33 protein-coding genes are annotated in these 26782 nt (G+C 61.4%); 12 read left to right on the forward strand and 21 right to left on the reverse strand.

The genetic code is table 11. The features are described from left to right. Positions 1-10 precede the first annotated feature (10 nt). Positions 11-859 carry an aldo/keto reductase gene (locus RWK44_RS22190; RefSeq protein WP_168284109.1) on the reverse strand — a complete coding sequence of 283 codons (849 nt, stop codon included), beginning with the start codon at positions 857-859 and terminating at the stop codon, positions 11-13. Between the two features lie 149 nt (positions 860-1008). On the opposite strand from RWK44_RS22190, the gene RWK44_RS22195 reads away from it, so the two are divergent. Further along, entirely contained in the window at positions 1009-1602 is a 594-nt protein-coding gene (locus tag RWK44_RS22195) for a LysE family translocator (RefSeq protein ID WP_316029378.1), read from the forward strand. Here the strand turns inward: RWK44_RS22195 and RWK44_RS22200 are convergent. Then, the gene (locus tag RWK44_RS22200) at positions 1594-2070 is read right to left on the reverse strand and encodes a DUF2269 family protein (RefSeq protein WP_168284111.1); all 477 of its coding nucleotides are present in this window, start codon (positions 2068-2070) and stop codon (positions 1594-1596) included. The genes RWK44_RS22195 and RWK44_RS22200 overlap by 9 nt on opposite strands. Continuing rightward, positions 2070-3344 carry an SDR family oxidoreductase gene (locus tag RWK44_RS22205; RefSeq protein WP_316029379.1) on the reverse strand — a complete coding sequence of 425 codons (1275 nt, stop codon included), beginning with the start codon at positions 3342-3344 and terminating at the stop codon, positions 2070-2072. The genes RWK44_RS22200 and RWK44_RS22205 overlap by 1 nt, the downstream gene beginning before the upstream one ends. Before the next feature lie 97 nt (positions 3345-3441). Between RWK44_RS22205 and nthA the strand changes: the two genes are divergently transcribed. The 3 genes from nthA to RWK44_RS22220 are packed head-to-tail and all read left to right on the forward strand — an operon-like array spanning position 3442 to position 5094. After that, complete coding sequence (gene nthA / locus RWK44_RS22210) at positions 3442-4083, forward strand: nitrile hydratase subunit alpha (RefSeq protein WP_077978745.1); 642 nt, start codon at positions 3442-3444, stop codon at positions 4081-4083. Next, a complete protein-coding gene (gene nthB, locus RWK44_RS22215) occupies positions 4080-4739 on the forward strand; it encodes a nitrile hydratase subunit beta (protein WP_131666381.1) in 660 nt (219 codons plus the stop codon). Before nthA ends, nthB begins: the two co-directional genes overlap by 4 nt. After that, positions 4726-5094: a nitrile hydratase accessory protein gene (locus RWK44_RS22220; RefSeq protein ID WP_222060647.1), complete on the forward strand. Its 369-nt coding sequence runs from the start codon at positions 4726-4728 to the stop codon at positions 5092-5094. Before nthB ends, RWK44_RS22220 begins: the two co-directional genes overlap by 14 nt. A 106-nt stretch (positions 5095-5200) precedes the next feature. Here the strand turns inward: RWK44_RS22220 and RWK44_RS22225 are convergent, their stop codons facing one another. From RWK44_RS22225 to RWK44_RS22245, 5 genes are all read right to left on the reverse strand, one after another. Continuing rightward, the gene (locus tag RWK44_RS22225; RefSeq protein ID WP_131666380.1) at positions 5201-5983 is read right to left on the reverse strand and encodes an anti-sigma factor family protein; all 783 of its coding nucleotides are present in this window, start codon (positions 5981-5983) and stop codon (positions 5201-5203) included. After that, a complete protein-coding gene (locus RWK44_RS22230; RefSeq protein ID WP_131666379.1) occupies positions 5980-6495 on the reverse strand; it encodes an RNA polymerase sigma factor in 516 nt (171 codons plus the stop codon). Before RWK44_RS22230 ends, RWK44_RS22225 begins: the two co-directional genes overlap by 4 nt. A gap of 30 nt (positions 6496-6525) precedes the next feature. Next, positions 6526-6906: a COG4315 family predicted lipoprotein gene (locus RWK44_RS22235; RefSeq protein ID WP_131666378.1), complete on the reverse strand. Its 381-nt coding sequence runs from the start codon at positions 6904-6906 to the stop codon at positions 6526-6528. A gap of 156 nt (positions 6907-7062) precedes the next feature. Continuing rightward, a complete protein-coding gene (locus tag RWK44_RS22240) occupies positions 7063-7479 on the reverse strand; it encodes a VOC family protein (RefSeq protein ID WP_077978740.1) in 417 nt (138 codons plus the stop codon). Positions 7480-7537: 58 nt separating this feature from the next. Next, a complete protein-coding gene (locus RWK44_RS22245; protein ID WP_077978739.1) occupies positions 7538-7873 on the reverse strand; it encodes a cupin domain-containing protein in 336 nt (111 codons plus the stop codon). 139 nt (positions 7874-8012) lie between these two features. On the opposite strand from RWK44_RS22245, the gene RWK44_RS22250 reads away from it, so the two are divergent. Further along, entirely contained in the window at positions 8013-8612 is a 600-nt protein-coding gene (locus RWK44_RS22250) for a MarR family winged helix-turn-helix transcriptional regulator (protein ID WP_222060648.1), read from the forward strand. A gap of 130 nt (positions 8613-8742) precedes the next feature. Further along, complete coding sequence (locus RWK44_RS22255) at positions 8743-9231, forward strand: RrF2 family transcriptional regulator (protein ID WP_025395243.1); 489 nt, start codon at positions 8743-8745, stop codon at positions 9229-9231. Between the two features lie 15 nt (positions 9232-9246). On the opposite strand, the gene RWK44_RS22260 is transcribed toward RWK44_RS22255, so the two are convergent. The 4 genes from RWK44_RS22260 to RWK44_RS22275 all read right to left on the reverse strand — a co-directional run bounded on the left by RWK44_RS22260 (position 9247) and on the right by RWK44_RS22275 (position 12708). Beyond that, positions 9247-10728 carry a cyclic nucleotide-binding domain-containing protein gene (locus RWK44_RS22260; protein WP_316029380.1) on the reverse strand — a complete coding sequence of 494 codons (1482 nt, stop codon included), beginning with the start codon at positions 10726-10728 and terminating at the stop codon, positions 9247-9249. A gap of 191 nt (positions 10729-10919) precedes the next feature. Next, positions 10920-11336, reverse strand: coding sequence for a cupin domain-containing protein (locus RWK44_RS22265; protein ID WP_131639448.1), 417 nt, complete (start codon positions 11334-11336; stop codon positions 10920-10922). Positions 11337-11404: 68 nt separating this feature from the next. After that, positions 11405-12160: an SDR family oxidoreductase gene (locus tag RWK44_RS22270; RefSeq protein ID WP_168284120.1), complete on the reverse strand. Its 756-nt coding sequence runs from the start codon at positions 12158-12160 to the stop codon at positions 11405-11407. 68 nt (positions 12161-12228) lie between these two features. Continuing rightward, the gene (locus RWK44_RS22275) at positions 12229-12708 is read right to left on the reverse strand and encodes a carboxymuconolactone decarboxylase family protein (RefSeq protein ID WP_017961220.1); all 480 of its coding nucleotides are present in this window, start codon (positions 12706-12708) and stop codon (positions 12229-12231) included. A gap of 131 nt (positions 12709-12839) precedes the next feature. Between RWK44_RS22275 and RWK44_RS22280 the strand changes: the two genes are divergently transcribed. Further along, positions 12840-13763: a LysR family transcriptional regulator gene (locus RWK44_RS22280; protein ID WP_316029381.1), complete on the forward strand. Its 924-nt coding sequence runs from the start codon at positions 12840-12842 to the stop codon at positions 13761-13763. 73 nt (positions 13764-13836) lie between these two features. After that, positions 13837-14964: an ATP-dependent DNA helicase gene (locus tag RWK44_RS22285; RefSeq protein ID WP_003541249.1), complete on the forward strand. Its 1128-nt coding sequence runs from the start codon at positions 13837-13839 to the stop codon at positions 14962-14964. Positions 14965-15025: 61 nt separating this feature from the next. Here the strand turns inward: RWK44_RS22285 and RWK44_RS22290 are convergent, their stop codons facing one another. Then, complete coding sequence (locus tag RWK44_RS22290; protein ID WP_316029382.1) at positions 15026-15718, reverse strand: MerR family transcriptional regulator; 693 nt, start codon at positions 15716-15718, stop codon at positions 15026-15028. A 443-nt stretch (positions 15719-16161) separates the two neighbouring features. On the opposite strand from RWK44_RS22290, the gene RWK44_RS22295 reads away from it, so the two are divergent. After that, entirely contained in the window at positions 16162-16914 is a 753-nt protein-coding gene (locus tag RWK44_RS22295; protein WP_168284123.1) for a pyridoxine 5'-phosphate synthase, read from the forward strand. Between the two features lie 62 nt (positions 16915-16976). Here RWK44_RS22295 and RWK44_RS22300 read toward each other — a convergent pair whose 3' ends face one another. Further along, entirely contained in the window at positions 16977-17864 is an 888-nt protein-coding gene (locus RWK44_RS22300; protein WP_131666369.1) for an SDR family oxidoreductase, read from the reverse strand. 138 nt (positions 17865-18002) lie between these two features. On the opposite strand from RWK44_RS22300, the gene RWK44_RS22305 reads away from it, so the two are divergent. Continuing rightward, on the forward strand, positions 18003-18419 hold the full coding sequence (locus tag RWK44_RS22305; protein ID WP_131666368.1) for a winged helix-turn-helix transcriptional regulator: 417 nt from the start codon (positions 18003-18005) through the stop codon (positions 18417-18419). Positions 18420-18545: 126 nt separating this feature from the next. On the opposite strand, the gene RWK44_RS22310 is transcribed toward RWK44_RS22305, so the two are convergent. From RWK44_RS22310 to RWK44_RS22340, 7 genes are all read right to left on the reverse strand, one after another. Continuing rightward, positions 18546-19208, reverse strand: a complete 663-nt coding sequence (locus RWK44_RS22310; protein WP_131666367.1) for a hypothetical protein — start codon at positions 19206-19208, stop codon at positions 18546-18548. Positions 19209-19226: 18 nt separating this feature from the next. Next, entirely contained in the window at positions 19227-20285 is a 1059-nt protein-coding gene (locus RWK44_RS22315; protein WP_165504471.1) for a 3-oxoacyl-ACP synthase III family protein, read from the reverse strand. Between the two features lie 214 nt (positions 20286-20499). Further along, positions 20500-20730: a DUF6429 family protein gene (locus RWK44_RS22320; protein WP_131666365.1), complete on the reverse strand. Its 231-nt coding sequence runs from the start codon at positions 20728-20730 to the stop codon at positions 20500-20502. Between the two features lie 133 nt (positions 20731-20863). Next, positions 20864-22072 (reverse strand): MFS transporter, encoded by a 1209-nt coding sequence (locus RWK44_RS22325; RefSeq protein ID WP_131666364.1) that lies wholly within the window; start codon positions 22070-22072, stop codon positions 20864-20866. 110 nt (positions 22073-22182) lie between these two features. Further along, a complete protein-coding gene (locus RWK44_RS22330; protein ID WP_020050749.1) occupies positions 22183-22806 on the reverse strand; it encodes a TetR/AcrR family transcriptional regulator in 624 nt (207 codons plus the stop codon). Between the two features lie 60 nt (positions 22807-22866). Beyond that, positions 22867-23784: a bifunctional helix-turn-helix transcriptional regulator/GNAT family N-acetyltransferase gene (locus tag RWK44_RS22335; protein WP_131666363.1), complete on the reverse strand. Its 918-nt coding sequence runs from the start codon at positions 23782-23784 to the stop codon at positions 22867-22869. Between the two features lie 227 nt (positions 23785-24011). Then, positions 24012-24731: an aspartate/glutamate racemase family protein gene (locus RWK44_RS22340; protein WP_131666362.1), complete on the reverse strand. Its 720-nt coding sequence runs from the start codon at positions 24729-24731 to the stop codon at positions 24012-24014. A 158-nt stretch (positions 24732-24889) separates the two neighbouring features. On the opposite strand from RWK44_RS22340, the gene RWK44_RS22345 reads away from it, so the two are divergent. Continuing rightward, positions 24890-25354 (forward strand): Lrp/AsnC family transcriptional regulator, encoded by a 465-nt coding sequence (locus RWK44_RS22345; RefSeq protein WP_003541227.1) that lies wholly within the window; start codon positions 24890-24892, stop codon positions 25352-25354. 109 nt (positions 25355-25463) lie between these two features. Next, positions 25464-26729 (forward strand): NAD(P)/FAD-dependent oxidoreductase, encoded by a 1266-nt coding sequence (locus RWK44_RS22350; protein ID WP_316029383.1) that lies wholly within the window; start codon positions 25464-25466, stop codon positions 26727-26729. Positions 26730-26782 lie beyond the last annotated feature (53 nt).

The following is a 26782-nucleotide window of genomic DNA, read 5'->3' on the forward strand; positions in this document are numbered from 1 at the left end:
CCGCTGAAGGTCAGAGCATCTCCAGCGGCTTTTTCTTTGTGGGCGGTGGAAAGGTGGCGTCGAGCGCATCCCAGTCGTCGTCGGTGATATCAAGCGAGACGCAGTCGCGGTTTTCGGCTGCGCGTTCGGCATTTGAGGTCTTCGGGATGACGATGACGCCGTCGCGTTCCAGCAGGAAGGCGAGCGCCAGCTGGGCGGGCGTTGCCTGATAGGCCTTGGCGATGCGGATCAGTTCGGGATGGTGCAGGATGCTTCCCTGGTCGATCGGCGAATAGGCCATGATAGGAATGCCGCGGCTCTGGCACCAGGGCAGCAGATCGAACTCGATGCCGCGGCGGGAAAGGTTATAGAGCACCTGGTTGGCGGCGACGTTGGCGCCGTCGGGCACTCCAAGCAGTTCCTCCATGTCGTCGGTGTCGAAATTGGAGACGCCCCAGGCGCCGATCTTGCCGGATGCCTTCAACGTTTCGAAGGCCGCGACGGTCTCTGTGAGCGGATAATTGCCGCGCCAGTGCAGCAGATAGAGATCGATGCGATCGGTGCCAAGGCGTTCGAGACTATGCTCGCAGGCTTCGATCGTACCATGCAGGCTGGCATTCCAGGGATAGACCTTGCTGACGATGAAGACCTCGTCGCGCCGGCCCCTGATCGCCTGGCCGACGATCTCTTCGGCGCCACCGTCGCCGTACATTTCGGCGGTGTCGATCAGCGTCATGCCGAGATCGATGCCGGCCTTGAGGCTTTCGATCTCTGCCTTGGCATGGCCGGCATCCTCGCCCATGGCCCAGGTGCCCTGGCCGAGCGCCGGCACCTCAGTGCCGTTCGGGAATGTGATCGATGGAATCGGGTCGTCCTGCATGGTTTTCTGTCCCTTTGACAGGAGATTGGGCCGGGTCGCCATCTTTCAAGTAATCCTGTCACCATGACAATGATGTAATGGTATCGGCCACTTAGGACAGTTATGCTGACCTAAATAAACAGGCCGCAAGACTGGCTTCGGGAGGTGGCATGCCGCTGGATACATTTCTCGCCCTCGTTCTCTTCGCCTTCACGACCTCGATCACGCCGGGGCCGAACAATATGATGCTCTTCGCATCGGGCGTAAATTTCGGCTTCCGCAGGACGATCCCGCATATGTTCGGCATCGGCGTCGGTTTCTTCTCGCTGCTCATCGGCGTCGGCTTCGGGCTCGGCGCGCTGCTGCACACGGTGCCCGTGGTCTATACGGCGCTGAAGTTTGCAGGCGGCGCCTATCTCGTCTGGATCGCCTGGAAGATCGCTACCTCGCGCTCGCTCAGCGAAGGCAGGAGCGGCGTCGAGCCGATGTCCTTCTTCGCGGCAGCGGCCTTCCAGTGGGTCAACCCGAAAGCCTGGGTGATGGCGGTCACTGCGATGGCGACCTACACCAATCCGCAACTCTACCTGGTGAGCGTGCTGATCGTCGATCTCGCTTTTGCGGCAGTCAATGTGCCCAGCGTTTCGACCTGGGCCGGCTTCGGCTCGGCGCTGAGGGAATGGCTTTCCGATCCGGTGCGGTTGAAATGGTTCAATATCAGCATGGCGGTGCTGTTGGTGCTAAGCCTCTGGCCGATGCTAAAATAGAGTGATTGCGGGCTTCATGAGCATCAGCCAGAGAATGCCGATGACAGAGAAGAAGGCCGGAAAACCGCAAGCAAACCAGATGCGGTAGAGACTGAAATAGGCCGGAGGCAGGGCTTTTCCCGCCGCTGCTGCGGCGCGGGCATGATCGCGCAAGCGGATCTGGATCCAGACGACCGGCAGCCAGAACAGGCCGGTCACGACATAAAGCAGCAGCGAAAGCGCAATCCATCCCTCCGACAGGTCCCAGCCGATCGACCGGGCCAGCAGATAGCCGGTCACCGGCTGGAGAATGGCTGCGGTGGCGGTGAAGAGGGTGTCGGCGATGACAACCGTGCTGGCGACATGGGCGATCAGACGGGGATCGCGTGTCCGGTGTGCCATCACCATGAAGAAGGCGATGCCGGCGCCGGTGCCGAAGAGCACGGTCGCGCCGATGACATGGGCAAGCAGCAGCCATTCCTCAGGCATCAGCGCTCATCCAGCGTGGAAAGTGCGGTGAGCGTCAGCAGGATCGATGGCAGCACCTTGACGAGGGGACCGAGTGGATCGAGCCAGAGTGCGGGTTCGAGCAGGCTGGCGCCGGCAAGATAGGCGAACGACACGGCCAGCATGCCGAGAAGGGCACTTTTTGCCAGTGGGCGAAGGAGGACGGCGGCGCCGAGAGCGATGTCGATCAGGCAGGTTGCAAGCGTCAGCGCCGTGGCTGCGGCCTGAGGCATGAACGGCAGGAAGTGAGCGGATGTCTTCTCCAGCGTCAGCAGCGGGATCAAACCTGAGAGCAGCCAGAAAGCGGATAGGCCCGATATGACGAGCGGCTTCAGAAGATAGAGCCTGGCAAACCAGAGATCCTGTACGCCGGACGGATTGGCCGAGAGCGTCGCTGCCGCGGGTGTTGTGGCAAGGCTGCTCCCTGTTTTCGAGCTCCGCACGCCTTCGGACATGACAGTCATCGCCGTCGAGCGCAGCGGCGAACGCCAGCCGAGGAGGCCTGCGATATCGGCCAGCCACGTCACCGGCCTGGCAAGCCAGGGGGCAAGGGAAAACACACGGGCTGGCTGCAGGCCGAGCCACTGGCGGTGAAGGCGGACGAGATCGGTGAGCGTCAGAACTTCGTCGGCGGCGAGATCGATATCGCCGGAGATGCCGCCGGAGACCGCCTGCGACACGGCTTTCGCCACATCGTCCACCGAAAGCGTTTCGACCAGACTTTCGGCATGGACCAGCGGCAGCACCAGGGGAAAGGCGCCAAGCGCCCGCAGCAGCGCCGAGCCGCCATGGGCATTGCGGCCGAGAACGAGGGCAGGGCGCAGGATGAGGTGAGGCAGACCGCTTGTCGCCAGCGCCTCGTCGGCCCGCCGCTTGGTAGCGAGGAAGGGCAGATCACCAGCGGCTCCCGTCGTCCTTGCCGATATCTGCACGATCAGCGGGCGCGACGAGCGTTTTGCGGCGGAATAGAGCGCCAGCATCGCCTCTGCCTGGGTGGCCGACAGATCATCCGAGAGGCCGTCCTGCAGAGCGCCGGCGCAATTGACGACAACATGCTGGTCCTTGAGGATCTCGTCCCAATCCGCCGGTTTCGTCATGCATGAAAGATCTGCGCGCCGCCAGTCGATCGCCGGCTGTTTCAGGCGCGCACGCGCGGGATTGCGGCCGAGGCCGGTCACGACGTGGCCGTCGGCGACGAGCCGGGCCGCGACGACGGATCCTATAAAACCGGTTGCGCCGAGAATCAGAATGTTCATGGCAGGAGATTAGCGGAAAAGCGCATGAGACATAGAAGGGCTTGGCGGGCCTGCGGCATCTGTTAGAAATAGCGGGCAGTTTCGGGAGGGCTTCGCCTTGCACGACCATGACGACGACCATGAGCACGCCCACGGGCATGATCACGACAACCATTATTCCGACATGCAGGCGCGCGTGAAGGCGCTGGAAACGCTGCTGACGGAGAAGGGGCTCATCGATCCGGCAGCGATCGACGCGATCGTCGAGACCTACGAGACGAAGGTGGGGCCGAGGAACGGCGCGCATGTCGTCGCCAAGGCCTGGAGCGATCCTGATTTCGCCGACTGGCTGAAGCGTGATGCGACGGCGGCCATTGCCAGCCTCGGCTATACCGGCCGACAGGGCGAGCATATGCGCGCCGTCTTCAATACGGCCGAGACCCATAATCTCGTCGTCTGCACGCTCTGCTCCTGTTATCCCTGGTCGGTGCTCGGCCTGCCGCCGGTCTGGTACAAGGCGCCGGCCTATCGTTCGCGCGCCGTCATCGATCCGCGCGGCGTGCTGGCCGAATTCGGGCTGACGCTGCCTGAGGATAAGAAGGTCCGCGTCTGGGATTCGACGGCGGAGCTGCGTTACCTCGTCATTCCCGAGCGGCCCGAAGGGACCGACGGAATGGACGAGCAGGCGCTCGCTGGCCTCGTCAGCCGCGATGCGATGATCGGTACGGCCGTTGCCGGCAAGCCGGAGAGCTTGACATGAACGGACCGCACGATCTCGGCGGGCAGATGGGGTTCGGACCTGTCGCGCCCGAAAAGGACGAGCCTTATTTCCATGCCGAATGGGAAAAGCGGGCGCTCGGCATCACGCTTTCCTGCGGCGCTTTCGGCGCCTGGACCATCGACGAAAGCCGGCACGCGCGCGAGAATATTCCGCCGGCCGCTTATCTCGCCGCCAGCTATTACGAGATCTGGATCCGCGGCATCGACAAGCTGCTCGAACGGCATGGCTTTGCGACTCGCGCGGAATTGCTGTCCGGTCATGCGCAGCAGCCAGGAGCCGTTCCGAAGCGGGTGCTGAAGGCGGACATGGTGCCCGGCGTTCTTGCGAAGGGCGGGCCTTGCGATCGTCCTGTTAAGACCGCGCCGCGCTTCGTGGCCGGCGAAGGGGTGAAGACAAAGAATTTCAATCCAGTAACACATACGCGCCTGCCGCGTTATGCCCGAGCCAAAACAGGCGTGGTCGAGGCAGTGCAGGGTGTTTTCGTCTTCCCTGACGACAATGCGCATGGCGAGGGCGAAAACCCGCAATGGCTCTATACGGTCGTTTTCGACGGCGCGGAGCTTTGGGGTGGAGATGCCGATCCCACGCTGACCGTGTCGATCGATGCTTGGGAGAGCTATCTTGAGCCGGCATGAAATGTCGCCGCTGACGCAATCGTCCGGGCTGCCGACGTCGCCGGAGGGCGAACCGGTTTTTCCCGAGCCATGGGCGGCCGAAGCTTTCGCCATGACCGTGCACCTGCACGCAAAAGGCCTGTTCAGCTGGAGCGAATGGGCTGAAACGCTTTCCGCGCAATTGCACAAGCCTGGCCGGGCCGAAGATGGCAGCGACTATTTCGACTGCTGGGTGGGGGCACTCTGCGACCTTATCGTCGACAACGGCATTGCCGATGCGGAAGCGATCCTGGCACTGCAACAGAGCTGGCAGCGGGCGGCGGAGGCGACGCCGCATGGACGGCCGATCGAGCTCGGCAACGATCCCTCACGCTGATCCTTAGAGCGGTTCAGCTGTTCACGGAAGCGCAGAACCGCTCTAAGTCTTTGTTTTCTACGTAATTCCGGACGGAAAACCGCTTCGCACTTTTCCTGGAATTACTCTACGACGGGAATTGCCGGTAGCACTCCTCGGCTACCTGACGCAGCGTCTCGCGGGAGATTTCGCCGGTCACGGCATAACCGAGTTCGCCGTCGATCCAATAGAAGGTTTCAAGATTGCCCGATGAGGCGAAGCGGAAGCTCGTCGTGCGGTTCTCCGTGTTGCGGCCGACCATGACGGTCAGGCGCTCGCCGGCCTGGTTTTCATACATGAACATCGCGCCCGGCCTGCCGTCGACCGGCAGCAGGCGGCCGCCCACAAGCTTGAAGCCGAGCGGCTGTAGGTTCGGAATCTTGAGGTTCTGAATTGCCAGGCGCTTGCCGAGCCAGCTGGCGAGGTGGACCTCCTCGTTTGCGAAGACCTCGACAGGGTGGCGAACCTCGGCGGCATAGACCGTAAACGCGGTCTGGGCCTGTTTTGGCAGGGTTTCGGAGCCGGCAAGCTGCAGTTCCGGCTTTTCCAGAAGTGCGGGGCCATAATGGCCGCTGACGGCGCCGAGCGTGAAGACGAGGAGGGCTGATGCGGTGATCGCCCAGCGTTTCGCTCCAGATGAAACGGCGCGCGGGGGGACGACGAGCAGAGGATCGGTGTCCTTCGCCTTCTCATAACCGGCAAACAGCGATCGGATGCCTGAATTCTGCGCCTGCCATTCGGCGACCATCGCCGCCTCGTCGGGATTGTCGGTCAGGAAGGCCCCGATGCGGGCGCGCACCGTTTCCGGCAGCTGGCCGTCGGCATAAGCGTGAAGGTCGGCTTCGGTGACGCTCGGATTGGTCTCGTTCATTTCGGTCTCCGAAGCGTAATGATGTTGTCGGCCTTCAATCGCTCGGCGACGCGCCGGCGGGCGCGCGACAGGCGGGACATGACGGTGCCGATCGGGATATCGAGCGCGGCTGCGACCTCGCCATAGGTGTATCCCTCGATGACCACGAGCATCAGCACAGCGCGGTGTTCCTCCGAAAGGCTGTTCAGCGCATCGTCCAGCCGAGCACGTTCCAGCGGATCGGCCGGCGGTTCGGGCACGGCCAGATTTTCTGCGGCATCGAGCTCGACAAGGCCATCGCGAGTCTTGCCGCGCCGGCCGTTGCGGTAGAGATTGGTCATGATGGTCAGGACCCAGCCGCGCAGGTTGAGGCCGCGCCATTGGCGGCGGCGCGTGAGAACCTTTTCGACGCAATCCTGGAGTAGATCCTCGCCATCGGCATCCGAGCGCGTCAGGCTGCGCGAATAGCGCCTGAGCGAGGGCAGGAGGGCCAGGATCTGGCCCTCGAAGGTTTCGGGTGCGGGTATCTTCATGCCGGCTCTCTTGGCATCAGGGCCCGACTATCAAGGTTTGGCGAGATCCCAGTTGCCGCCAACGCCGTCGCCGGTGATGTCGCCCGTCTTCTTGTCCTTGACCCAATAATAGAGCGGCATGCCGTCCTTGGCCCATTGCTTCGTGCCATCCTTACGGTCGATGATCGAATATGCACCATCAGCCTTGGCGTCGCCAGCCGCCATCAGCGGCGGCCAGTTCTTGGCGCAATCATCGTAGCAGTTGGACACGCCCTTGACGTCCTTCTTGAAGGTGTAGAGCGTCATGCCGTTTTCGCCGGCAAGCACCTTGCCCTTGGCGGAGTCGACTTCCTTGACGGGAGCAGCGGCGAAAGCAGCGGTCGCGGCAAGGGCGGCGGCGGCCACGACGGACAGGAATTTCACGGATTTCATGGTGTCTCTCCTCAGATTGGGCACGCAATCTTGCGCTACCTGAGATGAGACACGAGGCGCGGTGGTTTTATTCCAGGCGCAGCAAAAGTTTTCGCGGCGGGCGAGGTGGGCCGAAGCCCGTTTTCGCCCGCACATGTCGCGTCGAGCGGCTTGCCACTATTCTCCTGACGCGGAGGCTGCCGCCATGTCGACCCACACCGCTTCGAATACATGGCCATCGGGATCTTCGAAGGCACGGTTGTAGAGCCAACCCATGTCCGTCGGCGCGCGTGGATCGGCTTTGCCCCCGGCGGCTGCGGCTGCCTCGACGATGGCGTCCACCTCTTCGCGGCTGTCCATCGTCAGCGCGATCAGCACTTCGCTCGCCTTTTGCGCTTCGGCGACAGGCTTTGGCGTGAAGGTCGCGAAAAAATCGCGCGTCAGCAGATGGAAGAAAATGGCGTCGGTCCAAACCATGTTCGACGCCTGGTGATCGCTGAACTGTTCGTTCTTGCTGCAGCCGATGGCTTCATAGAAGCGGGTCGCAGCAGCAAGGTCTTTCACCGGCAGGTTCACGAAAATCATCTTCGACATTGCAGTTCTCTCCTCTTCCTTTGTCTCCAGGCTTTGTCTTCCAGGCGAGGGCTTTGCCTCACACAAATTCCTGCACGATGGTGTCGCTGGCATGAATGCAGACGATTTCGAGCCTTCCGGTGCCGACATTCTCAAAGCGGTGTGGAATGTTGGCGGCCACGACGACGATATCGCCGGGAAAGCCGCGGGTCTTGGCGTCGCCTACGGTGAATTCGGCTTCGCCTTTCCTGACGGCCCATGTCTCGGAATAGGGGTGGACATGCAGAGCGGGCCCTTGGCCGGGCTCGTTGTCGACCAGGAAAAGCGATATCTCGCCGCCATGGTCGCGGCCCTCGAAGCGGACAGTGCGGCTCTGATCGGGTCGCACTTCCTGGTGGCGAAGAATCCTGTACATCACGTGCCTCCCCTTGGTGTCGTCTAGAACGCGAAACTATCTTCGCGAGAAGATATTTGCAAACTATCTTCCTGTCAAGATATCTTCCGTGACTCGGTTGGAAGGTGTATGTCTCTCTTGTGGTGATGTGAGGCAGAGAATGATGAATGGAACGAAAGGGGACGATGGCCGCCCCGGGGACGGTGGCCGCCCCGGGGACGAGGACTGCCCCAGGGAGGACCATGTCGACCGGCTGCGCCGGCAATGGGCGCTGGAACTGCCCGACCTCGACACCGAGCCGATGGCGATCCTGGGGCGGGCCTTTCGTCTATCCAACCTGGTGCGCCCCAGCATCGAAGCGACATTTGCCGATTTTGGCCTCGACCGCGGCGAATTCGATGTGATCGCAACGCTTCGCCGTTCCGGACCGCCTTACCTGATGACGCCGACGGAGATGTATTCGGCGCTGATGATCTCGTCCGGAGGCCTGACCCACAGGCTTGACCGGCTGGAGAAGGCGGGACTGATCCGCCGCGAGAAATCGCCGCGTGACGGGCGCAGCGTGCTGGTGGCTTTGACCGAGGCGGGTGCGGCACTCGCCGAACAGGCCTTCCGTACCGACATGGCGAGCGAATCCTCATTTCTGCAGGCTCTTGATGGAAAGGAGCGTGAGGCGCTTGCGGCGCTGCTGCGCAAGCTGATCGCAGGAATTGAAAGTGATCAGGCGCGAAGTGAGGCAGAGGGCGAGAACGCCGGCTGAATGGAGATCGACGCCGTCACCGTTCAGGCAGCAACACGCTGCTTTTGCAGCTCATTTACATCACTGCTGCTTTCGGATATAATATATCCTTAATTCCATTGGCGGAACCAGCTATCACACGAGTTGCTGAATGATCCTGAAAAGCCAGGTCGAGTGGGCGCTTCACTGCTGCGCCATTCTCGCGGGCCTGCCAGAGGGCAGGTATCTTTCCACCAAGGCGCTCGCCGAGCTTCATGGTCTGCCGAAGGAATATCTCTCCAAAGCACTGCAGAGCCTTTCGCAGGCATCGCTGGTCGAGACCACGCTCGGTCCGAGTGGCGGCTACAGGCTTGCCAAGCCCCCCTCGGATATCAACTTTCTCGAGATCGTCGAGGCGGTCGAGGGGAAGGCGCGCAGCTTCACCTGCACGAACATCCGGGAGAACAATCCCTGCCGGCCGGCCGGTTATTGCGACAGCAAGCCCTGCGCGGTCGCCCGCATCATGTGGGAAGCCGACGAGGCCTGGCGCGATACTCTGAGGCGCGTCCGGCTTTCCGATCTGGTCGGCACCTTGTCCGAGGAAGTGCCGGCCGACATTTGGCGGAGCACGTTTGAATGGGTGCTCAAGCGCGCCGGCTGAGCGGGGTGCCGGTCTCTATGCCTTGAAGATGGTCCTGATAGTCTTCAGGATGGCATGGGCGCTGCGGGCATGTTCCGGGGGCAAAGAGGCGCCGTTGCGGAAACGCCCGGCGCGGCTGGCGAGGTGGTCGGCGATTTCTTCGGCCAGCGCCGGGCGTTCGCTTAGCAGCGGCGCGAACGCCTCCTGATCGATCTCATAGGCGGTCACGGGGGTCAGAGCCTCCAGGGTGCACACTTCCTGCATGCCGGCGAGCAGTCCGGTCTCGCCAAAAAAGTCGCCCGGCGCGAGCCGTCCGCGTTCCTCGCCTGCGTTCCTCGCCGCGATGATGCCGGCGCGCACCATCATCAGTGAGGGGAGCATTTCGTCCTCCCGCACGATCACATCGCCCTTGCGGAACTCCCGGACAGTCGCGGTTTCGGCGAGCCTGAGCTTTTCATCGGACGTCAGTGTCGTAAAGACCGGAATGGCCTCGATCAGGGCAAGCGGCGTTACGCTCGGCGGCTTTGCGCTTTCTTCCGTCGGCAGATCGGCGGTCAGCACCGTCGCCGACGGCGGGATGGCCAGCAGCAGGCCGGCGGATTTGCAATGGCGATAGACGAGATCGAGCACCTCGTTCCGCGCCGGCACCCGCTGGCTCGGGCTCGTCACCCGAAACTGCAGCTCGACCTCAAGTGCGGTGGCATCCAGTCCCTTCAGCGCGACGACCGGCGGCGGTTCGCGCACGATCGAATTGCAACTCGCAAGTGCCGTTGCCATGACGTGCCGGACCGATGCTGGCATCCGCGTCGGGGCGATGCGGATGGTGAGGATCAGGAGGTGGCTCTCGTCAGGCCGGCTGACATTCGTCAGGCCGAGCTTTGCCAGAAAACTGTTCGGCAGTACGACGACATTGTTGGCGCTGGTCAGGATGTGTGTCGCGCGCCAATTGCTTTCGACGACGCGTCCCTCCGTGCCGTCGCTGAGAAGGATCCAGTCGCCAATGATGTATGGCCGGCCGAGTGTCAGGGCGATGCCGGAGAAGAGGTCAGCGAGCGTGTTCTGCAGCGCCAGGCCGAGAATGATGGCGACCACGCCCGAGGTCGCGACGAGGGTTCCGATCGGTACGCCGAAGACGAAGGCCAGAACCGACAGGGCCATGCCGATATAGACGACGCCGATGACCAGATCCTGTAGCAGGCGAGCCTCTCGCGGACTGCCCTCCAGCACCAGATAGAGCCTGATGAAACCGATGACGGCCCATGCCAGATGGATCCACCAGAGCGTTTTTGCGACGATGACGAGCAGGGCCCGCGGATCCTCGGACTCATATCCTTGAAACCGGTGGGGTTCGATACCGCTGCCGACGAGGATCAGCGTCATCACTGCAAAGAAGAGGATCTGCACCACCAGCCGCGTCGTCGGCCGATGACGGGAGAGCAGATGCCAGACGACGATACCGGCAAATCCTACTGTTATCAGGGATATCAGAGGTTTGCCGAAGAGGGCGTCGTCAATCATCTCTCTGTCTCCGGTGTGCAGGCCGCACATGATTCAGCATCTCGGCCGCCTGCGCAAGCATCAGGCCTGCGCAGGCGGTATTGTATCGGCCCGAAAATCGGAACCGATTTTCGGAAAGCACGATGCGTAGATGCAAAGTGTTGCAGCGTCCTTTGCGCGTCTGAAAGACGCGCGGCGCTGTAATGCGATCGTCACTTCTTGAGCGGATAGGTCAGCTCTTTCTGGTTGGTGTCGACGACGAAGACGGCGAGCAGGCGGGCGGGCTTGGTCTCGCTGCCGTTGGCGCTGACGCCATGACGGTCGCCCGGCATTTCGGAGAAGCTCTCTCCGGCCTGATAGACCTTGACCGGGCCGTCATTGACCTGGCTGCGGATCGCTCCTTCAAGCACGGTGGCGTAGATGAAGGCGGTGTCGGGATGAGTGTGGCCTTCGGAGAAGCCGCCCGGGCCGTATTCGACCAGCACGCCCTTGATGCTCTTGCCCGGCACGTTCGGAAGCTCGTGCTCATAGACGAGTGTCACCTTCGCAGACTCGCTGCTGTCATGGGCGCTGACGCCGGTGGCAGCCGGAAAGGCGAGGGCGGCGGCGAAGAAAAATGTTCTGATCATCGGAATCTCCATGGTTTGCTGGGTCGGGGGAAGACGCGCCGAGCGGTCGCGTCTTGAGCGCACGTCAATCATGTTGGCTGGGCGGATTTTGCGAACCACTGCTCGAAGGTGATCGAACCAAGCCGCGGATTGTCGTCGGAAACGAGCGACTGGTCGTTCAGTCTGGCGCCGAAATATCTCGCCTCGACATCAGCCTCGACTATGCGCGGGTCTTTCATTGCCTTCAGATAGCGGGCGACGAGCTCGCTGAGGCGCGCCCGTTCCGGACCAGCGATCTCGAGCGTCGCGTTGGCGGGAGCAGAGAGGGCCACGTCCGCCATGGCATCGGCGACGTCGTCGGAAACGATTGGCTGAACATAGGCCGGCGACAGGTGGACCGTCTGGCCGACCGTTCCCGATTGGGCGATGCCACCGAGGAATTCCATGAACTGCGTCGAATGGACGATGGTGTAGGGAATTCCCGATGCCTTGATCAGTTTTTCCTGGGCAAACTTGCCGCGGAAATAGCCGCTTTCCTGCAGACGCTCGGTGCCGACGACGGAGAGGGCGATATGGTGCTTGACGCCGGCAGCTTTTTCGGCGGCAATAAGATTGCGGCCCGAGGTCTCGAAAAATTCGAGCACGGCCTTATCCTCGAAGGACGGCGAATTGGCGAGGTCGAGCACGACTTCGGCGCCCGAGAGCGCCTCTGCCAGTCCTTCTCCCGTGATCGTGTTGACGCCGGAGTTCGGCGAGGCGGCGATCACGTCATGGCCGCGTTTGCGCAGGCGTTCGACAGTCTTTGAACCGATGAGGCCGGTTCCGCCGATGACAACGATTTTCATAATGGATCTCCGTTCGCTGTCGTGGTGCGGCAGCGTCAAAGGTGAATCTTCTCAATGAATTGCGCGGTTTAGTTCAGGCCAGCCTTATCGAGGCCGTAGGCCTTGTCGGCCGTGCCGGGCACGGTCTTGAAGCCGACATTGACGCGGTTCCAGGCGTTGATCGCCATGACGACGAAAGTCAGATCCGAGATTTCCTTCTCGGAAAGCTGGCCGCGGACCCGTTCGTAAATCTCGTCGGGAACGCCGCCTTCGGGAAGCTTGGTCAGTGCTTCGGTCCAGGCAAGGGCTGCGCGCTCGCGGGGGATGAACAGGTTCGATTCTCGCCAGATGGCGACGTGGTAGAGCCGCAGTTCCGTCTCGCCGTAGATCTTGGCCTGCTTCACATGCATGTCGAGGCAAAAGCCGCATCCATTGATTTGCGAGGCGCGGATCTCGACGAGGGCCTGCAGCTTCTCGTCGATCACGCTGCTCTTCAGCGCCATGCTGAATTCCATGAATTTCTTGAAAAGCTCGGGGGACTGTTGGGCGTAGTTCAGTCGCTGGGTCATGTGTCTCTCCTTTAATTAAGGATACTAAATATCCTTATGGATAAAAGATATCCTTAATTGCTGGACTGTAAAGCCATTCTCGCTTAGTCTGGCTGCATAAAGCCTATGCGCAAAAGTATGAGGGGCAGGGGATGGATATCGTTTCGGCATTGCGGACCTTTCAGCGCGTCGTGGAGACGGGTTCGTTTTCGGCGGCGGCGCACGATCTCGACGTGACGCAGCCGGCGGTCTCGCGACAGGTCGCAGCCCTCGAGGGCCATTTCAACACCCGCCTCCTGCATCGCACGACGAGCGGCCTGTCGCTGACGGCAGAGGGGGAGCGGATGCTGCCGATGGCGCTGCGGATTCTCGAAGCGGTTGAGGAGCTTGGCGATGCGGCCGGATCGGACGGCGCCATGACCTCGGGAAAGGTCAGGCTCAGCGTTCCAGCACCACTCGGCCTCTATCTCAGCGAGCGGCTCGGCGATCTTCTCGCCGCCCATCCGAAGCTCTCGGTCGAACTCATCTTCAGGGAGCAAGGCTCGGATATGATCGAGGAGCGCCTGGATCTCGAAGTGCGCTTGGGCCAGGTCGCCGACAGCAGTCTCGTCTGCCGGCGGATCGGCTGGACGACCGCCTTCCTCGTTGCAGCTCCCGCCTATCTCGCGCGCAGGGCGGCTCCCCGCGCACCGAAGGAGATCAAGGACCATGAATGCCTGTGCTACAATAGGGCAGGCGAGGCCAATACCTGGTCCTTCTCGAACGGTTCGGAAGACATATCGGTCCGGATCTCACCGCGGCTGACTGCCTGCAATGCCGTCGCCATACACCGGGCAGCCCTTGCTGGAGCGGGTCTTGCGGTGCTTTCGCACATCATCGCGATGCCCGATATCACCGCCGGCCGGCTGGTCCCCGTGATGAGGGATTTCCAGCCGAGCCGGCTGCCGGTTACCGTCGTCTATCCCTCGCGGCGCAACATGCCGTTGCGCGTCAAGACGGTTCTGGATTTTCTCACCGACGCTATGAGGCAGGACCCGTCGATGTGTGCCAGTGGCGCGGACCGGCAGTGGAACTGATGATTGTCCGGCCGGGCGATTTGCCGTTTTCCGCCTTGCCTAAAGCCTGCGAATCCTGCCAAGTCCTGCGATCATGCAATTTGCGCCGCAACAAGACGAAGCCCTGAAGGCTGTTTCGAAATGGCTGAAGGAAGGGCGCTCGCCGCTCTTTCGCCTGTTCGGCTATGCCGGAACGGGGAAGACGACGCTTGCCAAGCATTTCGCCGAGAATGTCGATGGCGACGTGCTGTTTGCCGCCTTTACCGGCAAGGCGGCGCAGGTGCTGCGCTCGCGCGGCGCCTCCAACGCCCGGACGATCCATTCGCTGATCTACCGGCCGCGCGGCGAGGAGGCCGTGGAAGACGAGGAAACGGGCAAGACCTCGATCGCGCCGATGTTTTCGATCAACCGGCAAAGCCCGGTCGCGAAGGCGGCGCTGATCATCGTCGACGAATGCTCGATGGTGGACGAGGCGCTTGGCAAGGATCTGATGAGCTTCGGCACGCCGATCCTGGTGCTCGGCGATCCCGGCCAGTTGCCGCCGGTCACCGGCGGCGGCTACTTCACCAATCAGGATCCGGACTACCTGCTCACCGATATCCACCGGCAGGCGCGCGACAATCCGATCATCAAGCTCGCCATGCAGGTGCGCGAAGGCAATGAGGTGATGTACGGCGATTACGGCACGGCCAAGGTGATCTCGAAGAACGAGGTGACGCAGCAGCTGGTGCTCGATGCCGACCAGGTGCTCGTCGGCACCAATCGCACGCGGCGGCGCTACAATCAGCGCCTGCGCGAGCTGAAAGGCTTCAACGCCGATTATCCGCAGACCGGCGACAAGCTCGTCTGCTTGCGGAACGATCCGGCCAAGGGACTGCTCAACGGCTCGCTCTGGCAGGTGATGACCTCGTCGAAGGAAACGACGAAGCCCGGCATCAATCTGCTCGTCCGGCCAGAAGATGACGACATGGACCGGGGAGCGGCCAAGATCAAGCTGCTGAAGCAGGCCTTCGAGGATGTCGAGGGCGAGATTCCCTGGAACACCCGCAAACGCTACGACGAGTTCGACTATGGCTATGCGCTCACCGTTCACAAGGCTCAGGGTTCGCAATGGAACGATGTCGTGCTCTTCGACGAGAGCTGGGCATTTCGCGATACGCGGGAACGCTGGCTCTATACCGCGATCACGCGCGCGGCGGAGACGCTGACGATCGTGCGCTGATCGCATTCGTTATCTGGTGGTGACGAAGAAACGGTGGCGGCCGTATCTTGGGCGGATGGTACTAAGCCTGCACGATTCCGAGCAGAACTGCCTTGGCGATGGCCTGGAAACGGTTGTTGGCGCGGAATTTCAGGATGATTCCGGCCTCCAGGTCACGGGTCTCGTCATGTTTCAGGTCGAGCGCCCGGGCGATTCGCTGGGTCGAATAACCCTCGGCCATCAGTTCCAGGCAACGCCGCTCCTGTGCGGTCAGGCTTGCACTGTCCTGATTGTCGTTTAGCGGCGGCGACTCGACGCTGCCGTCGAAATCCAGGAGATCGCCGGCCTGCTGGAGCTGTCGGTGCAGCGTCGACATCTCGGCCGTCAGTTCGCGCTTGCGCACCTGCAGGGCCTCGCGGAACATCGCCTCGGCCGTTTCCTGCGAATCGGCGTTGCGGAGTTCGTCCATCAGTTCCTGGATGACGGCGATCGGCATGCCGGTTTCGCGGCAGACTGTAATGACGGCCATGCGCATCACGTCGTCCTGGCCGTAGACCCGCATCAGGCCGATGCGGTTGGCTGAAATCAACCCTTTCTCTTCATAGAAATGCAGTGTCCTGTGCGTGACGCCGAATGCGTTTGCCATGTCGGCAATGGGCACCGGACCATCCGGTAGATCCGGCGGTAGCGCGGCCGAAGGCAGGAACCGGTATTTCGACCGTGCCTCCGAAGCGATACCGGCGGTGGCAAACAGGCGTTTGGAACCGTCTGGCATGAACCCTCCTGGGGCATGTTGTTGCACCTCATGCGGTTTTGCCAGTTGCTTCCCATACGCGGCGAGTGGGGTTTCCTCTAGGCGTTCTTCTCATTGGGAAAGAAGCAGTACGCGGCGTACACTACGCGATACGATCTCCACGTTATGCGTGAACGATCTTTTTTATAAGTGCTAAAAATAATCTCTTTTAAATGGGATAGCAACGTGACGGCATGATTTCGGGTGTGCTGCAGCAAGTCATCTGTTGCACCGCCGCATCGGTCGGTCGTCTTCAACGGCGACGGGAAATACTGTTTGCGGTGCGCACCCGGTCAATGCCGAGCCGAAATACCGGGGTTTCATCAGCGATCCGCATCGCATCCATCTGCGAATCTCGTTGGCCATCGCATGGCCCTTGGCTTAAAAGCAGGGCCTCCCGTTTCCGTGACCGATGGATATCAGCCATGCCCGCCAAGCTCTCCGTGAACCTCAATGCCATCGCCATGCTGCGCAACCGGCGCGACCTGCCCTGGCCGAGCGTCGAAGCGCTCGGGCGGATCGCGCTTGCCTCCGGCGCCAGCGGCCTGACGGTGCATCCGCGCCCCGATCAGCGGCACATTCGTTTCTCCGACCTGCCGGTCATCCGCAATCTGATCGACGATGAATTCCCGAAGGCCGAGTTCAATATCGAGGGTTATCCCACAGAGGAATTTTTCGAACTCTGCGCCGGTGCAGCACCCGAGCAGGTGACGCTGGTGCCTGACGATCCCGCGCAGGCGACCTCCGATCACGGCTGGGATTTCCGCAAGCACCAGGCGTTCCTGACCGAAGCCGTCGCGCGGCTGAAGACAATGGGATGCCGGGTGTCGCTGTTTGCCGACGGTGACGGGGACGCACAGGCGGTTGAGATCGCCAAGGCGGTTGGCGCCGATCGGATCGAACTCTATACCGGCCCCTATGGCGGTTGCTTCGACGCGCCGGAGCGGGCGGCGCCGATCCTCGACGCGCTCGGACGGACGGCGGATGCGGCCCTTGCGATCGGGCTCGCCGTTAATGCCGGCCACGATCTGACGGTCGAAAACCTGCCGGCGCTGGTCAGGCGCATTCCCCAGCTTGCCGAGGTCTCGATCGGCCACGGCCTGACCGCCGATGCACTGGGATACGGCATGGCGGAAACGGTCCGGCGTTTTTGCAGGGCGTGTGGGCAGGCGGTTTGATCATTGAAGAAAGCCCGCCCCGTGATGTGCGAGGCGAGCTTTCCAGACGACCTTATGCTGCGTTAGGCGGTCAGGGCCGCCTTGTGCTCCACGAAGAAATCCTTCAGCGGCTGCGGCTGTTTGCCGGTCAGCTTGGAGAAGTCTTCGGTGACGATGTCGAACTTGCCGGCGCGGGTGTTGGCGTCGGCAGAAACCAGCATGTCGGCGACGAAACCGGGAAGACCGGCGCCGCGCATGCCCTGGCCGAGCTGTTCGTCGGTGACGTCGATCACTTCGAGCGGCTTGCCGGCGACGTCGGAAACGATGGCGGCAATCTGCCGGCTGTTCAGCGACTGGGTGCCGGTTACGGTATAGGTGGCGCTCTCGGATGTGCCGGAGGCAAGGGCTGCGGCGATCGCCAGGGCGCAGTCGTCACGCGAGATGGTCGAGATCTTGCCGCCGCCCGTGGCGCTGTACCATTTGCCGCCCTGCAGATTGTGCGGCATGCCGTGCAGATAGTTGTCGTGATACCAGGCGTCGCGGATGATCGTATGGGCGATGCCGCTTGCCTTGATGGCGTTTTCGCTGCCGAGATGATCGGGCGCGAAGGTGACGACCGAATTGTCAGGCGCCGGCATCGAGGTGTAGGCGATGTGCTTTACGCCTGATTTGACTGCCGCCGCAACGGCGCCCTGGTGCTGGGCGAGGCGCTTGCCGGGAGTATCCAGTGCGTCAGTGCTGATGATCAGCAGCCGGTCGACGCCGACGAAAGCCTTCTCCAGACCTGCCGCGTCATCGAAATCGGCCTTGCGGGTGACGACGCCCTTCTTTTCGAGTTCGGAAAGTTTTTCCGGGCTGCGGGTTGCCGCGACGATGTTGCCGGGGGCGACTTTGTAGGTCTCGATGAGGTGATGGATGACACGCTGGCCGAGCTGTCCGGCAGCGCCGGTGACCAGGATGATTTCGCTCATACGTCGTTTCCTTCTGTGTTGTGCTGGCGGTGTTTGCGCCGGTGGTCTCGAAAAGAGAGTAACGCTAGAATAGGAATTGACTTGGCGGTGTAAAGGAGGCAGTTTTTCGGCTCTACGTTACCAAAAGGGAACCAGCAGATGAGCGGTGCGGTCGTCAGTCTAAAGAACAGGACGCCGGGGGTGCGGCGCGAGATTGATCTCGCCGGCCTCGATTTCGGCAATTGCCCGGTCAGGGACATGATGCAGCAGATCGGCGGCAAATGGTCGACGCTGCTGCTCGAGGTGCTGGCGGATCGGCCTTATCGCTTCGGCGAGCTGCGGCGGATGATCCCCGATATTTCGCAGCGCATGCTGACGCAGACGCTGCGCGATCTGCAGAGGGATGGTTATATCGACCGCGAGGTATTCCCAACCAAGCCGCCGAGCGTCGAATATTCGATGACTGAACTCGGACGTTCGCTCTACCAGCCGCTGTCGCAGCTTCTGAACTGGGCGGAAGCGAACCATGATGCCGTTCGCGCCGCCCGTTCGCGATTCGATTCCGCCAACAAATAGGTTGACGCGTCAGTTCAGCCCCCAATTCCCTAGGTATGGTTATGCCGGGCAAATTTCGTCATAACATCGGTCGCCCGGTTCAGAAAGTGCGGTCTCGTGACCGCTTTTCGTTTGCAAATTGCCCGATTAGTCCTGATTACTGCGCCTCAACGGCACGACTGTTTCGACGCGCTTGCCGTTTGCATCCTCGGCAATGATATGGAGGCTTTGACCGGGGGTCGCGACCGGCTCAGTCAGCGTCAACTGCTTGACGATCCAGCCCCCGTCAAACGCGAGATCCTTTACTTCGATATCCTTACTGCCCTCGGCGATGCCGTATCGGAACGGCGGTAACCCACCACGGATGACAGCGCGGACGGTCACTTGGGCAGCCGGTCCGACCGGCAGGGGAGATAGATCCGGACTCGACAGTTCGAACGGCACCGGACGCGACGCCTCTGAGGATTCTGAACCGAAATAGTAACCAACGATGGTACCGAAAACACCGAGCAGCAGGGAAAGGACCTCTTTCGCCCGCTGGAAGCGTAGGTCATTGGCATCGCCGGGGGGCGGGCCGATCAGCGTGTCGAGAACCAATGCGACGGCGATGCCGATCGTCACCACGGCAAAGAGGTAAGTTATCAGCCCTCTGGCGAGTTCCGGCCTGGCCATTCCGGCAAGGAACCCGTGGTCGATGCCCAATATCGAGGCGCCGATCATGAGGAAAAGGCTTATCAAAATCAGCATCGCAAGCATGACCACCGGATTTCGGTAGCCGGTCGGAGTATAGTCACCTGGATCGTCTGCCATGCTCTTGCTCCCCGGGCGTTAGTAAATCCCCTCAATCAAACCAAATACCATACCGGCCGATGCCGGGCAGAAAACGACCCTCTGGCCGCGCGTCAACCTTCCATTTTTCGTCGTCTCGTCAATGGCTGCCGGAATGGAGGCCGAGGCCAGGTTTCCGAACTTGCGAAAAACGCCGTCATAGAGTCGGTCGCCGATTCCCAGTTCCTTCGACATGCGCTTCAGTGCCGACTCGCTGGAACTGTGCGGCAACCAAAGATCGATGATGGAAAGATCTGTCTGATAAGTCTCTTGCACGAAGGCCGTCATCTCGCGCCGTGCCGCACGCGTCAGTTCCGCCCCATGGGCGGTGAGTTGGTGCGGTCCGTTGGTGCCGGTCCTTTCATCGGGAATGCAGAAATCGGAGTAACCGGGCAAGGGCATGCTGCACAGCGCTGCAAATTGCGGCTTCGTACGAAATCGGAAACTCCAGTGGTTGGGCGAAGCGGTGACGACGGTGGCGGTCGCGGCCTCACCGACCGTCAGAGCGGGAAAGGAATAGGCAAGCTCTTCGTTTCCCCTCAGCTGAAAAACTTCCGGAAAACCGTTTTCAAAAATGCAGAACTCGGCGTTGACGATCAGTATATTTCGATAGGCATCAGCGATCTGGAAATTCTGGGCAATCTGCAGCGCTCTTGCCCAGCTCATGCAGGCTTCCGTGATATCGAAGGCGTCCGGTTCGATGCCGAGGGCGGCGCCGACAAACGCCGCATTGGCAGGTTCAAGGAAACCACGTCCCACGCCGCAATAGATGATCAGGTCAATGTCCCGCGTAGCGAGTGATGCGGTGGTAAGCGCCGACTTTGTAGCATCGATCAGGAGATCAATCGCCCGCTCTCCTATGCGCCGGTCACGTATGAAACGCGTCAGCGCGCCCGCATTCTTGAGTAGCCGGTCGATCTTCCCACAATAGGCCTCGACCTCTACCGCAGATTTGTCGCCATTATGTTCTCGGATGAAATCAAGGATGTCATTATTCGAGACAAGACGCGAGGGAGTGCGCAACGCAACTGAAAGGATATCCAGGTCAGCCTCCTTCAAAATGCAGCCACGGAAGGCCGCAACACTTCGCCGCATCTTGAACGGAAGTTCGAGCTGACAACTTCGAACCTCCGTCCGGCGGCTTGGCGACAACAATGACGTGCAGTGTCACTATAAACCAGCCGCTGACGCAGCTTTTGAACTGGGTGGAAGCGAACCATGATGCCGTTCGCGCCGCCGTTTGCATTTCGATTTCGTCAACGGCTAGCGATCATCATGTCGATCGCATGAACAGAGCGCGGAACAATTCCTCCGATCTTCGCAAACCTTCGTCGCTCAGAACGACAGACTTGGCCTTGCCTGCGGGATTTGCAATCAGACCCTTCTGATGCAAACGGTCCATCACGTCCCAGTCAAAACCCTTCCAGGCACGATCTCCGTCATGCAGCGTCAGCCATAACAATGCGAGCACAGCATCGTCGATTTTCTCTTCGTCTATCTCCATGTCGGAATCCCATGCAAAAAGGCGAAAATTCTGCAGCTCTCAAACGGCTGCATACGCTGCTTCCTGGAAGTGGGCATCTATAAGTCGGCTCTGTCAAGATTTTAGATGTTCGATCCTGGATTCTGATCGTGCCTTACTTGCCGCGTCCTTCCGTCAGGAACAGCAGGAAGGCCAGCGCCGGGAAGCAGAAACCGATCCAGGTCGTCATCGTCCAGCCGCCGGTCGCATAGGCCCAGCCGCCGAGTGCTGAGCCCAGCGCGCCGCCGGCAAAGAAGGTCGCCATGAACAGGCCGTTGAGCCGGCTGCGGTGTTCCGGGTTCAGCGCATAGATGGCGCGCTGGCCGCAGACGAGATTGGTCGTCACGCCGAAATCGAGAAGGATCGCCGCTGCCGTCAAGAGCAGCAAAGCGCCAAGCGAGCCGTCGCTAGCGAAATGGCCAATCAGGAAGGCAGCCATGCCGAGCAGCATGGCAAACGTCGAGGCGATCTTCGTCATACCGTGATCGGCAAGCCGGCCGGCAATCGGCGAGGCGATGGCGCCGGCAGCACCTGCGAGGGCGAAGAGAGCGATGCCGTTCTGTGTCAGGCCGAAGGCGGGACTTGCGAGCAGCAGCGGCGTCGTCGTCCAGAACAGGCTGAAGGCGCCGAACATGCCGGCCTGATAGAGCGCCCGGCGCTGCAGCACCCGCGAAGTGAGTGCCAAATGGCCCATGGAGGCGAGCAATTCGCCGTAGCGTAGCCTGGTCGTCGGCCGGCGGACCGGCAGGTTGGCGCGGAGCACGACGGCGAGCACGAGCATGACGCCAGCAGTGACGTAGTAGACCACATGCCAGGACGAGGCCTCGGCGACAAAGCTTGCGAAGGGGCGCGCCAGCATGATGCCGCAGAGCAGGCCGCCCATGACGTTGCCGACGACCTGGCCACGGGTGGCATCAGGCGCCATGTTGGCGGCAAAGGGAACCAGGACCTGAACTGCGACCGATGAAAGACCGATAGAGAGCGAGGCGACGAGGAAGGTTGTGGGCGTCGAAGACAGCGCCGCGCCGATGAGCGCAACGGCGGAGACGGCGATCAGCATCAGCACCAGACGGCGGTTTTCAGTGAGGTCGCCGAGCGGCACGATCAGCAGCAGACCGAGACCATAGCCGATCTGCGTCAGCGTGACGATCAGGCCAGTGGCGGCAGGCGTGAAGCCGAGGTCGGCGCTGATCGGACCGGCGAGCGGCTGGCCGTAATAGAGATTGGCGGCCACCAGCCCGCAGGCGGCGGCGAAAAGGAAAGTGAGCCAGGGGGATAACGCCCGGGGAATGGCCTCATCCGGCGTGGTGGCTGAAACGCTCATCAGAAACTCCGGTATTCAAAGATTGTAGGGATTGAATGCAAAAATGCTGGCTGCGGCCACCCGATCCTTGACCGAATGCCGGTATTTCTCTCGTCCACGGTGCGGACTGTTCAGGTCACGAGCTTCATCGCGGCCTCGGCCGCAGACATCATCTCTTCCCTGCTGCGTCCTGTTTTGCCGATGACGCGCAGGCCCTTGGTAAAGCAGAGGAAGGCGAGGGCGGCGGCATCCGGGTCCACCGTCTTCGGAATGCTGCCGTCTGCCTGGCCGATGCGGATGAGATCGGCCATCAGCTTTTCGTCTGCGGCAAAGGCAGTCACGACGTGGGCAGCCGCTTCCTCGTCTAGCAGGGCGAAGTCGTTGGCGCCGCCAACGACGAGACAGCCTTTACGGCCCGCCTCGCCATAGGAGAGCTCGGTATAATACATCACCATCTGGAAGACTTTGTCGCGGCCTGTTTCCGCCGACGCAATCATCGCTTCGAGACGCCGCCGGCCGAGTTGGCGATAACGACCAAAAGCGGCGAGGAAGACGCCGCGCTTGTCCTTGAACGCCTTGTAGATACTGCCAGAGGCGAGGTCCATTGCCTCGGTCAGATCGCTGATCGAGGTGGCGTGGTAGCCGCGTTCGGAAAAGACCCGTAAGGCCGAATCCAATGCGGCGTCCATATCGAACTCGCGCGGACGGCCACGGCTGCGGGTCTTTGCTTCTGATGTGAGAGTGGCAACGGTCATGGCGCCCAATTAGGGAATGAACGTTTCCAAATCAAGTGAAATTTCTGCGACGCAACAAATTCAGAGATCGAGCACCCAGTTCTGGCCGTTCGCCTCGGGGCCGAACATGCGATGTCTCTCCTCGGAGACAAGGCGGAAGCCCGCCTTGACGTAGATGGCGCGGGCAGTCTCCAGCATGTCGTTGGTCCAGAGCGAGACTTCGCGGTAACCCCTCTCTCTGGAGAAGCGGATGCATTCGTCGACCAGCAGTTTGCCGAGCCCGAGACCGCGGGCTGATTTGTCGACATAGAGCAGACGGAGCTTGGCGATGCCGTCGCCGCCATTGGTGACGAGGACCGAACCGATATTGACGCCGCGGCGTTCGGCGATCCAGCAATATTCTTTGGCCGGATCGAAATTGGCGAGGAATTTGCCGGCGACCTCGGCGACCAGCGCCTCGAAGCGCAGATCCCAGCCATATTCTTCTGCGTAGAAGCGGCCTTGGCTCTCAACGATCCAGCCGATATCGCCGGCGCGGTGGGCGCGGACAATGGCCGGTGCGGGCTTTGCCGCCGGGTCGAGCAGCGTGCGGATCGTGTGCATGGCGGAGACCGCCGCCTCCGGCTCGCCGATGGCGAGATTGTCGAAACGGGCGGCGATCTGCGCATTGGCGCGCCGGCCGAGTTCTTCGAACTGCTCTCGTCCCCGGTCGGTGACAATGATGACCTGGCTGCGCAGGTCGGCCGGATCGGGGCTGGTTTCGATCAGCCCCGCGGCGCGGAAACGCTTGAGGATGCGGCTGAGATAAGCGGGGTCGAGATGCAGGTCCCGGACAAGTGCGGCGGCGCTGACGCCGTCATGCGAGCCGATCTCGAAGAGGATGCGGGCATCGGTCAGCGTGAACGGCGTGTCGAGATAGGCCTTGTTCAGCAGGCCGAGGAAGTTCGTATAGAAGCGGTTGAAATCGCGGGCGGTTTCGATGAGCGATAGGTTAGACATGATGATCTCCAAATGGAGATCCTGGTCAGACTGCTGACGAACCGTGCTCTTCACTCGGCGTCATCCTCGGCCTTGTGCCGAGGATCTGCTGCACCAGTTGCAGATGCTCGGCACAAGCCCGAGCATGACGAAAGAGAGTTGGCCGACTTTGTCAGCAGTCCGGCAAAGATCTCCAGATGGAGATCTTGTCCTGTATTTAGTGGACTGAGTCAACTAACCTGGCAATATCAGGCGGCTTCCTCTTCTGCTGCCTCATCCATTCCCAGCGCGAAATCGACCGCCGCTCGGGCATGGATCGCGGTGGTGTCGAAGCCTGGCAGCGGCAGGTGGTCGGGATCGAGGATCAGGCAGATCTCGGTACAGCCGAGGATGATGCTGTCGGCGCCGTTGTCGATGGCGCGTGCAATCACCGCCATGAGCTTGTCGCGAGAGCTGTCGAGCACCTTGCCGGCGCAGAGTTCGTCGAAGATAATATCGTGCACGGTCGTGCGGTCGCTAGCATCTGGCACCATGATATCAACACCAAGGCTCTTCATGCGGTCGCTGTAGAAGCCGTGCTCCATCGTGTAGCGAGTGGCGAGCAGTAGCGGGCGCTTGCGGCCGGCCGCATGCAGCGATTTCGCGGTCTCGTCGATGATGTGGATCAGTGGCACGGAGATCTTCTCTGCGACCTTGTCGGCGATCAGATGCATGGTGTTGGTGCAGATCAGGATGCAGCCGGCGCCGGCGATCTGCAGGCGCAGAGCCACGTCGGCGAGGCGGCGGGCAGCCATGTCCCAGTCGCCGGCCTTCTGAAGCGCGACGATCTCCTCGAAATTGACAGAATGCAGGATGAGTTCGGCCGAGGCGAGGCCACCCTTGCGGTCACGCACCATCTCGTTGACGACACGGTAATAGACCGCCGAACTTTCGAAACTCATGCCGCCGATAAGGCCGATCGTTTCCATTTCTTCATGCTCTCCATGCTTCTGAACTTTAGAAAATGATGCCGCAATCCCGGCGCGATGTGTTTGCTTTGTTTGTCCCTTGAATCAGATATGTGATAGGATTTTGCGTCATTTTATGAAATTCTGCAAAAAAGACGCGAGAGGTATATGTTCGACACATGCTTGATGATCGTGACAGACGCATTCTGGACATGCTGCAAAAGGATGCGGGCATATCCGTGACCGATCTTGCCGAGCGCGTGGCGCTTTCGATATCGGCCTGCTCACGGCGCATCCAGCGGCTGGAGGAGAGCGGCCATATCGCCCGGCGCATCGTCGTGCTCGACCGGGAAAAGATGGGCGTGCCGACGACGGTCTTCGCGCTGGTCAAGACGGCGCACCATTCCGACGAATGGACGGAGACCTTCCGCCGGATCATCAGCGACATTCCCGAGATCGTCGAAGCGCACCGGCTGACTGGCAATCACGACTACATCCTGAAGATCGTGCTGCCGCGCGTCGAGCACTACGATGTGATCTACAAGCAGATCGTGCGCAAGATCGAGCTCTTCGACGTCTCGGCCTCAATCTCAATGGAGCTTCTGAAGGGCGGCACGGCGATCCCCGTGGGGTATGCCGATTGAGCCGGCTCCACCGACCGGGATGCAGGGGAGCTATGCCGAAACGGCAGTTGCAACCATCGCGGCGAAGGCCACATTGGCTTTGAGCGAAATGGCGCAAAAGGGGTAGGTCATGAGCGATCATCATGTCGTCGTAGTCGGCGGCGGTTTCGGCGGGCTGCAGCTCGTCAATGGCTTGAAAGGTGCCGGCGTCAAGATCACGCTGGTTGATCGGCGCAATCACCATCTCTTCCAGCCGCTGCTCTATCAGGTGGCGACCACCATTCTTTCCACCTCGGAGATCGCCTGGCCGATCCGCCGCCTCTATGCCGACCGGCCTGACGTGACGGTGCTGCTCGGCGAAGTCGCCGGCGTCGATAGCGGTGCGAAGACGGTTTCCTTAAGCAACGGCATGACTCTTGGTTACGATACGCTGGTGCTGGCGACCGGGGCGACACATGCCTATTTCGGCCACGACGAATGGGAGCCGGTGGCGCCCGGCTTGAAGACCCTCGAGGATGCGACGACGATCCGCCGACGCGTGCTGCTTGCCTTCGAGAAGGCGGAGATGGAGGCCGATCCTGCCGTACGCGATGCGCTGTTGACATTCACCATCGTCGGGGCGGGGCCGACCGGCGTCGAGCTGGCCGGCATCATCGCCGAACTCGCGCATTTCACGCTGCCCAAGGAATTCCGCAACATCGACACGCGCAAGACCCGCGTCGTTCTAGTCGAAGCAGGCCCGCGGGTGCTGCCAACCTTCGCCGAGGAGCTTTCGGCCTATGCTCAGAAGGCGCTGGAAAAACTCGGGGTCGAGATCCATCTCGGCAAGCCGGTGACCGAGTGCAACGCCGACGGCGTGAAGATCGGCGAGACCTTCGTTGCCAGCCGGACGATCGTCTGGGCCGCCGGCGTCACCGCCTCGCCTGCGGCGCAATGGCTCGGCGTGCCGGCCGACCGGGCAGGGCGCGTCATCGTCGAAAAGGATCTGAGCGCGCCCGGTCTGCCCGATGTCTTCGTCGTCGGCGATACCGCATCGGTCATGCGCGAGGACGGCAAGCCGGTGCCGGGCATTGCGCCCGCCGCCAAGCAGCAGGGCGGTTACGTCGCCAAGGTCATCCGCGCGCGCCTGTCCGGCAAACCGGCGCCGGCGCCTTTCCGCTACTGGCATCAGGGAAGTCTCGCGACGATCGGCAAGAGTGCTGCGATCATCGATTTCGGCCGGATCAAGCTGAAAGGCTGGCTCGCCTGGTGGATCTGGGGCCTTGCCCATATCTACTTCCTGATCGGTACCCGCTCGCGCTTCTCCGTCGCATGGAGTTGGCTCTGGATCTATCTGAGCGGCCAGCACAGCGCCCGGCTGATCACCCAGCGGGAGACGATGCGCGAGGAGGGGTAAAGCCCCTTCTTCGGGTCAAGTTGGGGACAGCAGGAGAAGGCATGCCGTGTGTG

Source organism: Rhizobium sp. 25PS6 (assembly GCF_032464655.1).
Taxonomy (GTDB): domain Bacteria; phylum Pseudomonadota; class Alphaproteobacteria; order Rhizobiales; family Rhizobiaceae; genus Rhizobium; species Rhizobium laguerreae.